Below are 10658 nucleotides of genomic sequence, written 5' to 3'. Positions count from 1 at the left end.
GCCGGGTAAGGCGAAAGCCGCCACCCGGCAGACATGCGAGCACAATTTTGCGTTTACCTTGTCCTCATCCCAGATACTCAATCACCGACAGCCCGCCGTTGTAATCGGTGCTGTAGATAATGCCCTGCGCATCGACAAACACATCGCAGGACTGGATCACCTGCGGGCGGCCGGGACGGGTATCCATCATCGTCTTCGGCGCCGCCGGCACCAGCGCCCCGGTCTCCAGCGGACGATACGGGTTAGATAAATCGTAAGCCCGCACGCCGGCATTCTGATAAGTGGCAAAAATCAGCGTTGAGCTGACAAAGCTGCCGGGACGATTCTCATGCAGGTTGTGCGGACCGAAATGCGCCCCTTTCGCCACATAGTCGATTTCATCCGGCGGCGGGAACGTGGCGATGCTCACCGGGTTTGACGGCTCGCGGATATCAAACAGCCAGATCAGCTTCTCACCGTCCTCCTGATTGTCGAGCACCGCTTCATCCAGCACCACCAGCAGGTCACGATCCGGTAGCGGCAGCGCGGTATGCGTCCCGCCGCCGAACGGCGGGCTCCAGTTGCGATGGCTAATCAGCGTCGGCTGGGTACGGTCTTTGACATCCAGCAGCGTCAGGCCGCCGTCGCGCCAGCTGCCGTAGGCGGTATCCCCGGCAATAATGGCGTGATGCAGCGCATAGCGTTTGCCCTGCGGCCAGTCCGGTGTTTCACCGCCCGCCTGGTGCATCCCCGGCAGCCACCAGCGCCCGGCCACTTCGGGCTTACGCGGATCGGCCAGATCGATGGTCAGGAAGATGTAGTCAGTAAAACCGTCGATCAACGCGGACACATACGCCCAGCGGCCGCCGACGTACCAGATGCGGTGAATACCGATGCCGTTAAGCGACAGGAAACTGATTTCCCGCGGCTGCGCGGGAGTGGAAATATCAAAGATGCGCAGCCCGGCGCTCCAGCCCTTGTCCTGCACATCGCTGACCGTGTCGCCCACCGAGCGGGTGTAGTAGACCTTCTCATCAGCAAAACGGGCGTCGGCAAACAGATCCCGGGCGTTGATCACCAGCAGCAGATCGTCATGCGCCTGCAGATGCACGTTCCAGGTGCCCGGCGGCGCGGCAATATAGTTGACGGTGGTAGGCCGGGTCGGATCGCGAACATCGACCACGGAAAAGCCCTGCGACACCATATGGCCGATATAGGCGAATCCGCGGTGCACCATCAGCTGCACGCCGTCCGGACGACCGCCCTGATCGCTATGGCCAATCAGCCGCATATTGCGGCTGTATTCGGGGGAAGGTAATGCTGACATAGGGGATCCCTCTCGCCCGGTGGCATGGTTTTCCCCCTCTCCCTGCGGAAGAGGGCCGGGGTGAGGGCACCAGGCCGCCGCCCACCGCCACCCGGCTTGATTTTATTTGTTTTTCGCTTCCAGCGTCGCGAACCACGGCGCGATAAAGTCTTCGGTCTGGCCCCAGCCAGGGATAATTTTCCCCAGCGACGCCACGTTCACCGCCCCCGGCTGGGCCGCCAGCAGCGCCTGCGGGATCGCCGCCGCCTTGAAGTCGTAGGTGGCTGGCGTCGGCTCGCCGGCGATCTTATTGGCGATCAGCCGCACGTTGGTCGCGCCGATAAGCTTCGGATCCACCGCCACGCTCACCTTCCATGGGCTGCCGGCTTCGCGCATCAGCTGCAGATCCTGGTTGGAAATATCAATGCTGTAGAGTTTGATCTCGGTGCGGCCATTCTCTTTCAGCGCTTTATAGGCCCCCTGGCTAAAGGCATCCCAGGTGCCCCAGATCGCGTCGATTTTCCCTTTCGGATACTTGGCGAGGATCGCCCCCACCTTGTTGGCAGTGTCGCCCTGCACATCGGATGACACGGCGCCGATCGACTCCAGCTCTTTAATCCCCGGATTTTGCTTCAGCAGCGTCTGGTAAGCCGCCTGACGGCGCTCCATCGGCGGGAAGCCCGCCACCCACAACTTGACGATGTTGGCCTTGCCGTTGAAGTCTTTCACCAGCTGGCCAAAAGAGAGCTCGGTCAGCGACGCGTCATCCTGCTGACTGACCGTCACCCCGGGGATCTCACCGCTCACCGCGGTATCGAACACCGCCACTTTGATCCCGGCATCCACCGCCTTCTTCACCAGGGCGGTGGAATACGGGTCACGCCCCTGGGAGAGAATAATGCCATCGTATTTCTGGCTGATGGCCTGGTTGACGAAGTCCTGGAATTTGGCGTCATCGCCGTTGCTCAGGAAGGTGCTGATTTTGAAACCGAGCTTTTTACCTTCCTGCAGCGCCCCGGAGACAAACTGGGTGGTGTTATCGTCAGACCCCAGGTTGCGGATCACCGCAATACGGATAGGGCCGCTGTGCTCGGCAATCGCCGCCGGCACCGGCGTCGGGGCAGTGGCCAGCGCCGCCGTCGACTGCAGCAGACCCAGCGTCATCAGAGAGAGTGCGATCTTTTTCATGCTGTTTACCCTGTAAAATGTTAAGTACGGCGCTGAAAATAGGTCAGTGCCAGCGCGCCAGCCAGGACCAACCCTTTAATAATGTCCATCGCGTAATACGGCACCGAGAGCATCACCAGCCCGTTGGAGAGCACGCCGAGGATCACCGCCCCCACCAGCGTCCCCAGGGCGTTCGGTTTACCGGAGCCCGCCAGCGAAAAGCCGATCCAGGCCGCCGCCACCGCGTCCATCAGATAGCCGCCGCCGGCGTTGACCTGCGAGGATCCGATACGCGAGGCCAGCAGAATGCCGCCCAGCCCGGCCAGCAGCGAGGCAATCACGTATGCTGCGACTTTGTAACGCGTGATCCGCAGGCCGGAGAGCCGCGCGGCCTCCGGGTTGCCGCCGATGGCGTACATCCGCCGTCCGTGGGTGGTGAACGACAGCGCCAGCTGGGCGACCAGCGTCACCACCAGCATGATGATGACGATGGTCGGCACCTGCCCCAGCGCGCCAAAGCCCGCCGGGATAGTGCCTTCCGCCATCTCGCCGCTCGGCAGCACCATGTTTTCAGTAATCGAACCGCCGTAGCTGTAGGTCATCGCCACGCCCTGAATCACAAACAGGCTGGCCAGGGTGGCGAGCATGTCAGGAATGCGCAGCACCACGATCAGAAAGGCGTTAAACAGCCCCACCAGGGTGCAGAGCGCGAGGGTGATCAGAATCGCTTCGGTGGTCCCCAGGCCATGCCAGACAAACAGGGAAATCACCAGCGCGTTAGCCAGCGATGCCGTCGATCCCACTGACAGATCAAAGCCGCCAATGGTGAGAGAAATCGACACCCCGATGGCAATCACCGTGACAATCGCGATCGAGCGCAGAATGTTGATGATGTTGAACGGATCAAGGAAGTTGTCCGAGGCGAGGCCAAAGACCGCCACCAGCAGCACCACGGTCAGCAACATGCCCCACTTATAGAGAAAATCAAAAAATCGCTGACGGCCCGATACCGTCGCGTTTACTGCCAGGGCCTTGCTCACGCTGCCGCTCCTCCGGTTGAATAATAAAGCAACGTCTCTTCCCGGGCTTCCGCGCCGGGGATCTCCGCCACAATCCGTCCGTCCCATAGCACGCAGATGCGGTCGCATAAACCGACCAGCTCGGCGAATTCACCCGAGGCATAAATCACCCCTTTGCCTTCCCGCGCCAGACCATCGATCAGCATGAACAGATCGGTTTTCGCTTTCACATCGACCCCTTTGGTCGGTTCGTCAAAAATCAAAACATTGGCATGACTGCGCAGCCATTTGCCAATGGCCACCTTCTGCTGGTTGCCGCCGGAAAGACGGCGCAGCATCTGCCCCGGGCCAGTGGCGCGCACGCCGAGGCGGGCAATCACCTCCTCCGCCCAGCGCCAGGCCTGCCGATGGCCAAACAGGCTCCAGCGCGAAAAGCTGTTATCGGCGCTGACCGCCAGGTTCATCGCGATCGGCTCTTCGATGAAAATGCCCTCTTTGCGCCGCTCCTCCGGGACCAGCGCCAGGCCGCGCCCCACCGAGTCGGCTGGATCGCGCGGTCGCCACGGCTGGCCGTTCAGCTCGCCACGCTGCACCCGGCTTTTGCTGGCGCCGAACAGCGCTTTGCACAGCTCGGTTTTGCCCGCGCCGGCCAGCCCGGCGATACCCAGAATTTCCCCCTTCCGCAGGCGCAGCGAAATATCCTGCAGCAACGCCTCATCATGCAGACCGTCAACCTGCAACAGCACCTCTTCGCCGTGCGGCGGGCGCGGCGGTGGGAAGATATCGCTCAGCTCGTGGCCCAGCATCTTTTCGACGATCTGTTCGCCGCTCAGCGGCGCCATCGGGCCGCTCTCAATTAGCCGCCCGTCGCGCAGCACCGTCAGGGTGTCGCAGATCGCCTTCAGTTCATGGATACGATGCGAAATAAACACCACCCCGATCCCCTGCTGCTGCAGACGGCGTACTACCGCAAACAGGCGCTCACTTTCATGCTGATCCAGCGGCGCGGTGGGCTCATCGAGGATCAAAAAGCGGCAATGGTGCGACAGAGCGCGAGCCAGCAGGATTTGCTGTTTTTCGGCGAGCGTGCAGCTGTCAATGGAGCGCCTGACGTCCAGCGCCACGTCCAGCTGCGCCAGCGCCTCGCGCGCCAGCTGCCGAACCCGCGACCAGCGAAACGCCATGCCCGGCTCTGCCAGCCTGTCCAGCATGATGTTTTCCGCAATGCTCAGGCCAGGTACCAGCGCCACATCCACCTCCTGCTGCACCAGGTGGATCCCCAACTGTTTAGCATCCCGCGGCGAACGAATGGTGACCGGCTGATCGTTGATCGTCACCTCGCCCTGATAGTGAGCATGCGTCCCGCACAGCACGGCCATCAGCGTCGACTTACCCGCGCCGTTGGCCCCGGTCAGGGCATGCACCGACCCGCCATGAAGGGTAAAGTCCACCTTGTTCAGTGCCTGAAAGCCGGAGAAGGCCAGGCTAATGTTATGCATCTCAAGGCGGTTCGCGCTCATCACTGTTCCCGTGCGGTAATTAATCTTCTGATTTAACGAATTTTTCATAGCCGCCGCTGGCTGACAACTGCGTAAAAAGCATAAGATACAACGAAATAATATTAGCCATCTGGATGTCCAGACATAACATCAGTTTAGCCCAACACCTATAAGGACAGCTTCCATGAGCAACAGCGATATCCGCGTCGTACCCGGCCCGGCCAACTATTTCTCCCACCCTGGCAGCCTTGAGCGGCTGAGCGATTTTTTCAGCGCCGACCAGCTCTCGCGGGCGGTGTGGGTCTATGGCGAGCGCGCCCTGGCCGGCGCCGAACCTTTTCTGCCGGCGGCCTTCCACCTGCCGGAGGCAAAAAAGATCCGCTTTACCGGCCACTGCAGCGAACGCGACGTGGCGGCGCTGGTGCAGGCCTCCGGTGACGATCGGGCGGTAGTGATTGGCGTCGGCGGCGGCGCGCTGCTCGACAGCGCGAAAGTGCTGGCCCGTCGCCTGGGGGTACCGCTGGTGGCCATCCCGACCATCGCCGCCACCTGCGCGGCGTGGACGCCGCTGTCGGTGTGGTACAGCGACGCCGGACAGGCCCTGAATTTTGAGATCTTCGATGACGCCAACTTCCTGGTGCTGGTCGAGCCGCGCATCATTCTCAACGCCCCGGCGGAGTACCTGCTGGCGGGCATTGGCGACACCTTAGCCAAATGGTATGAGGCAGTGGTGCTGGCGCCGCAACCGGAGGCGCTGCCGCTCACCGTGCGGCTGGGGATTAACGGCGCGCTGGCGATCCGCGACGTGCTGCTGGCCAGCAGCGAAACGGCGCTGGCGGACCAGCGCCGCGGCGATCTGACCCAGGCGTTTCGCGATGTGGTAGAGGCGATTATCGCCGGCGGCGGGATGGTTGGCGGGCTGGGGGAACGTTACACCCGGGTCGCCGCCGCCCATGCGGTGCACAACGGACTGACGGTGCTGCCGCAGACGGATAAATTCCTCCACGGTACCAAAGTCGCCTACGGCATTCTGGTACAGAGCGCCCTGCTTGCTCAGGACGATGTGCTGGCGCAGTTAGTGCAGGCGTATCAGCGCTTTAACCTGCCGACCACCCTGGCGGCACTGGAGGTCGATATCAATAACCGCACAGAACTGGACCGGGTCATTGCCCATACCCTGCGCCCGGGCGAGTCGATTCACTATTTACCAGTGACGTTAACCCCTGAGGTTCTGCGCGCGGCGTTTGAGAAGGTGGAATACTTCAGCCGTTAATCGCCCCGACCGTCTATACCTAATGATGATGCTCACCACTCTCGCAACGAGGTCATCATGCAGATCGATTTAACAGGTAAAAAGGCGCTGGTTACCGGCGCCAGCCGTGGGTTGGGTCGCGCAATCGCGCTGTCGCTGGCACGCGCCGGTGCCGATGTGGTTATTACGTATGAAAAATCGGCCGATAAAGCCCAGGCAGTCGCCGATGAAATAAAGGCCCTGGGTCGGCACGGCGAGGCGGTGCAGGCCGACAGCGCCAGCGCGCAGGCTATTCAGGATGCCGTCACCCATGCGGCCCGGTCCCTCGGCGGGCTGGATATTTTGGTCAACAACGCAGGGATCGCCCGCGGCGGTCCACTGGAATCCATGACGCTGGCGGACATTGACGCGCTTATCAACGTCAATATTCGTGGGGTGGTCATCGCCACCCAGGAAGCGCTGGTGCATATGGCCGATGGCGGACGGATCATCAACATCGGCAGCTGTCTGGCTAATCGCGTGGCCATGCCGGGCATCGCGGTTTACGCCATGACCAAGTCCGCCCTCAACGCCCTGACCCGTGGCCTGGCGCGTGATTTAGGCCCTCGCGGGATCACCGTTAACCTTGTCCATCCAGGGCCGACCAACAGCGATATGAACCCGGAAGACGGAGAACAGGCGGAAGCCCAGCGCCAGATGATTGCGGTCGGTCACTACGGCCAGCCGGAAGACATCGCCGCGGCGGTCACCTTCCTCGCCAGCCCGGCCGCCGGGCAGATCTCCGGTACGGGGCTGGACGTGGATGGCGGATTGAACGCCTGATCGCACATTTTCTGCAAGCCTCTGTCGCCCGACAGAGGCCTTCCCGCGCCGCCTCGACGGGTTGCGTTTTGCCTCTTACCTGCGTTTTTTCTCCGCTCTACAGTACCCCATAAGAAATTCGGAATTTATCTAATAGTCTTATTATTTCCTTATGTTTTGTGTGGGCGTACAGTGGAGGTACGGATGAAGATTGTCTGGTCAAAAACGGCAGATAAGCCATTTTCTAAAATCGATAATCGGTATAAGAGCCGCATTAAATCCAGGCTGGAAAAGATGGATGATAAAGCTTCATCTATCTCGGATATCAAAAAATTGTCCTCTCCCGAAAACCACTACCGGCTGCGATTAGGTGATTACAGAGTCATCTACACCTTTGGGGATCCGCCGGGCGATACCTGCTACGTCGTGGCGGTTAAACGCCGAACCACCACCACCTACCTTCATGAGGAAGATACCGAATATGACTATTCAGTACATCAAGGATGAAGAAGGAAAAGACCAGTATGTCGTCATTCCTTACAGCGATTACTTTCGTATGCGCCTGGCTCTGCTGGAGTACGACGACGAGGATGAAAGCGACTGGGAAGATATTCCTTATGAATCAGACATCTATGATAATGTCATGCTACCAGGCGAAGTATGCGACGTGATGCATAAAGAAAACGTCAGTCTGCAGGCCGCGTGGCGCATCCTGCGCGGGCTATCCCAGCAGGAGGTCGCGGCTAAACTCGGCATCAGCCAGTCCGCCGTGTCGCAGCTGGAAGCGCTGGACTCCCGTCCGCAGAAGCGCACCCGCGAGAAGCTGGCGGCGATTTACGGCTGTACCCAGGAGCAGATCAGCCTCTATCTGCCGAAAGAGGGTTAACAGCACTTCGCCCCGCCCTTGCCGCCGTAGCGCGCGTCCTGGCGCTCGCGAAAGAATTCTTCATAGGTCATCGGCGTCTGATCCGGGTGGGTTATTCGCATGTGCTCGACGTAGTTATCGTAATCCGGCACGCCGATCATCATCTTCGCCGCCTGGCCTAAATATTTTCCCGCTTTGGAGAGGGTGTCGAACATAAGTCATTTCTCTTTTGTTTCCCTCTCCCAAAGGGAGAAGGAGGATCAGAAATGTAGGCCGGGTAAGGCGAAGCCGCCACCCGGCACACCGGTTAATGCGCGCGCTTCGCCTGCGCGGTTATAGTTTGCGCATCGGCGGGCATCGCCTGGTACGGCGTCTCTTTCGCCGTCGGTTTATCCTCTTTCAGCGCCGCCAGCGCGGTTTTAATCGAGAACAGCGCCAGCACCACCACCACAATCATAAAGAAGATGGTCAGCCCGGCATCGAGACGGTTGTTAAACACCAGCTGCGCCAGCTGTGATTCGGTATATTGCGGCGGAATGTTGCCGCTGTCGATCATCCCCTGGAATTTATTGGCGATGGCCAGGAAACCGACTTTGGTATCCGGGCTAAACGACTTCTGCCAGCCGGCGGTCAGGGTACAAATCAGCAGCCAGCTTGTCGGCAGCAGCGCCACCCACGCGTAGCGCTGGCGTTTCATCTTGAACAGGACCACCGCGCAGAGCATCAGCGCCATCCCCGCCAGCATCTGGTTGGCGATACCGAACAGCGGCCACAGGGTGTTAATCCCGCCCAGCGGATCCACTACCCCCTGATGCAGGAAGTAGCCCCACGCCAGGACGCACAGCGCGGTCGCCAGCAGGTTGGCCGGCAGCGAACTGGTTTTTTTCAGCCCCGGGCTAATCACGCCCAGCAGATCCTGCAGCATAAAGCGCGCCGCACGGGTGCCGGCATCAACCGCCGTCAGGATAAACAGCGCCTCAAACAGAATGGCGAAGTGGTACCAGAACGAGACATCCATCAGCCCGCCCAGCGAGCCGTGCAGGATGTAGGCCATCCCCACCGCCAGGGTTGGCGCGCCGCCGGCGCGGGAGATAATCGACTGTTCACCCACCTCGCTGGCGATTTGATGCAGCGTATCCGGGGTAATGCTAAAGCCCCAGCCGCTCACCACCTGCGCCGCCGAGGCGACCACATCGGTGGTTCCCGCCGGCGCCAGCACCGCCATCGGGCTGTTCATCGCGAAGTAGACGCCCGGGTCGATAATACAGGCCGCCACCAGCGCCATAATGGCGACGAAGGATTCCATCAACATACCACCGTAGCCGATAAAGCAGGCCTGGCCTTCGTTGGCCAACATTTTCGGCGTGGTGCCGGAGGAGATCAGCGCGTGGAAGCCGGAGACCGCGCCGCAGGCGATGGTGATAAACAGGAACGGGAACAGGTTGCCGCTCCACACCGGGCCGGTACCGTCGACGAATTTGGTCAGCGCCGGCATGGTCAGGGTCGGGCGCATAATCAGAATGCCAATCGCCAGCCCCACGATGGTGCCGATTTTCAGGAAGGTGGAGAGGTAGTCGCGCGGGGCCAGCAGCAGCCAGACCGGCAGTACCGCGGCGACAAAGCCGTAGCCCACCAGGATCCAGGTCAGCTGTACGCCGGTGTAATCAAACCACGGCGCCCAGGTCGGGCTTTCCGCCACCCAACCGCCGGAGATGATGGCGAACACCAGCATCACCAGGCCGATCACCGACACCTCGCCGATGCGCCCCGGGCGCAGGTAGCGAATATAGATACCCATAAAGATCGCCAGCGGGATGGTAAAGGCGACGGTGTATGTCCCCCACGGACTGTGGGTCAACGCTTTCACCACGATCATCGCCAGGACCGCGAGGATGATGACCATGATCATAAAGCAGGCCACCAGCGCCAGGACGCCAGCGGTTGGCCCCATCTCCTCTTTAACCAGTTCGCCAAGCGAGCGGCCATCGCGACGGGTCGAAACAAACAGCACCATAAAGTCCTGTACGGCGCCGGCCAGCACCACGCCGGCGAGGATCCAGATCATCCCCGGCAGGTAGCCCATCTGCGCGGCAAGCACCGGGCCCACCAGCGGCCCCGCGCCGGCAATGGCGGCAAAATGGTGACCGAACAGCACTTTTTTGTCGGTCGGAACATAATCGAGGCCGTCATTATGTCGTACCGCCGGCGTCATCCGCGTCGGGTCAACGCCGAGAACGGTTTTGGCGATATACAGACCGTAGAAACGATATGCGATCAGATAAACGCAGACCGCCGCGACGACAATCCACAGCGCATTTATCTGCTCACCCCGGTTTAAGGCGATATAGCCGAGGGCAAAGGCTCCGATCACGGAGAGCAGTGTCCAGATAAGGTATTTCCCTGAATTATTCATTGTTGTGGTCCACCGGTAGGGTAATCAGGATGTTACATTTTGTTTCTAGATCACAACGCAGAATTTAACAACATCGAAACAGCGCAGATGCCGTACACCCACAGAGATTTGTCTCACATTGCTAGCGAGATCACTTAAGGCAGGAAAATGAATGAAAGGATTACCGTGAACGGTGCCGTTTGTTTGTCGGGTGGCGGCTAACGCCTTACCCGACCTACAGATCCGTAGCCCGGCCAAGCGCAGCGCAAGCCGGGGAAATAGCGGCTTCCTGGCCCAGAAACCGTAGCCCTGCTAAGTACAGCGCGAGCAGGGAAATTCCCGGATGGCGTCGCGCAAGCCGGGGAAACAGCGGCTTCC

Annotated in this window: 10 protein-coding genes; 4 read left to right on the top strand and 6 right to left on the bottom strand. The window is 60.4% G+C overall.

Going from position 1 to position 10658, the window contains the following annotated elements:
• Nucleotides 1-64: 64 nt before the first annotated feature.
• The 4 genes from HMPREF3096_RS14810 to HMPREF3096_RS14795 all read right to left on the bottom strand — a co-directional run bounded on the left by HMPREF3096_RS14810 (nt 65) and on the right by HMPREF3096_RS14795 (nt 4991).
• Nucleotides 65-1306, bottom strand: a complete 1242-nt coding sequence (locus HMPREF3096_RS14810) for an LVIVD repeat-containing protein (RefSeq protein ID WP_032729616.1) — start codon at nt 1304-1306, stop codon at nt 65-67.
• A gap of 102 nt (nt 1307-1408) precedes the next feature.
• Entirely contained in the window at nt 1409-2473 is a 1065-nt protein-coding gene (locus tag HMPREF3096_RS14805) for a sugar ABC transporter substrate-binding protein (protein ID WP_008805596.1), read from the bottom strand.
• 20 nt (nt 2474-2493) lie between these two features.
• Nucleotides 2494-3492: an ABC transporter permease gene (locus HMPREF3096_RS14800; RefSeq protein ID WP_012968720.1), complete on the bottom strand. Its 999-nt coding sequence runs from the start codon at nt 3490-3492 to the stop codon at nt 2494-2496.
• Nucleotides 3489-4991 carry a sugar ABC transporter ATP-binding protein gene (locus tag HMPREF3096_RS14795; RefSeq protein WP_023297209.1) on the bottom strand — a complete coding sequence of 501 codons (1503 nt, stop codon included), beginning with the start codon at nt 4989-4991 and terminating at the stop codon, nt 3489-3491. The genes HMPREF3096_RS14800 and HMPREF3096_RS14795 overlap by 4 nt, the downstream gene beginning before the upstream one ends.
• Nucleotides 4992-5154: 163 nt before the next feature.
• Here HMPREF3096_RS14795 and HMPREF3096_RS14790 point away from each other — a divergent pair, with 163 nt between their 5' ends.
• From HMPREF3096_RS14790 to HMPREF3096_RS14775, 4 genes are all read left to right on the top strand, one after another.
• The gene (locus HMPREF3096_RS14790) at nt 5155-6243 is read left to right on the top strand and encodes an oxidoreductase (RefSeq protein ID WP_012542481.1); all 1089 of its coding nucleotides are present in this window, start codon (nt 5155-5157) and stop codon (nt 6241-6243) included.
• Between the two features lie 57 nt (nt 6244-6300).
• The gene (locus HMPREF3096_RS14785) at nt 6301-7044 is read left to right on the top strand and encodes an SDR family NAD(P)-dependent oxidoreductase (protein WP_012968723.1); all 744 of its coding nucleotides are present in this window, start codon (nt 6301-6303) and stop codon (nt 7042-7044) included.
• 183 nt (nt 7045-7227) lie between these two features.
• Nucleotides 7228-7530 (top strand): type II toxin-antitoxin system RelE family toxin, encoded by a 303-nt coding sequence (locus tag HMPREF3096_RS14780; RefSeq protein ID WP_012068431.1) that lies wholly within the window; start codon nt 7228-7230, stop codon nt 7528-7530.
• Nucleotides 7505-7909: a helix-turn-helix domain-containing protein gene (locus HMPREF3096_RS14775; RefSeq protein ID WP_008805591.1), complete on the top strand. Its 405-nt coding sequence runs from the start codon at nt 7505-7507 to the stop codon at nt 7907-7909. The genes HMPREF3096_RS14780 and HMPREF3096_RS14775 overlap by 26 nt, the downstream gene beginning before the upstream one ends.
• On the opposite strand, the gene HMPREF3096_RS14770 is transcribed toward HMPREF3096_RS14775, so the two are convergent.
• Nucleotides 7906-8103 (bottom strand): YbdD/YjiX family protein, encoded by a 198-nt coding sequence (locus tag HMPREF3096_RS14770; protein WP_002893903.1) that lies wholly within the window; start codon nt 8101-8103, stop codon nt 7906-7908. The genes HMPREF3096_RS14775 and HMPREF3096_RS14770 overlap by 4 nt on opposite strands.
• Before the next feature lie 92 nt (nt 8104-8195).
• Nucleotides 8196-10301 carry a pyruvate/proton symporter CstA gene (gene cstA, locus HMPREF3096_RS14765; protein ID WP_032729610.1) on the bottom strand — a complete coding sequence of 702 codons (2106 nt, stop codon included), beginning with the start codon at nt 10299-10301 and terminating at the stop codon, nt 8196-8198.
• Nucleotides 10302-10658: the final 357 nt, after the last annotated feature.

The organism is Klebsiella sp. HMSC25G12 (genome assembly GCF_001807705.1).
Taxonomy (GTDB): Bacteria; Pseudomonadota; Gammaproteobacteria; order Enterobacterales; family Enterobacteriaceae; genus Klebsiella; species Klebsiella variicola.
The sequence above is the reverse complement of the archived record's forward strand: the minus strand, read 5'-3'. Positions and strand labels throughout refer to the sequence as shown.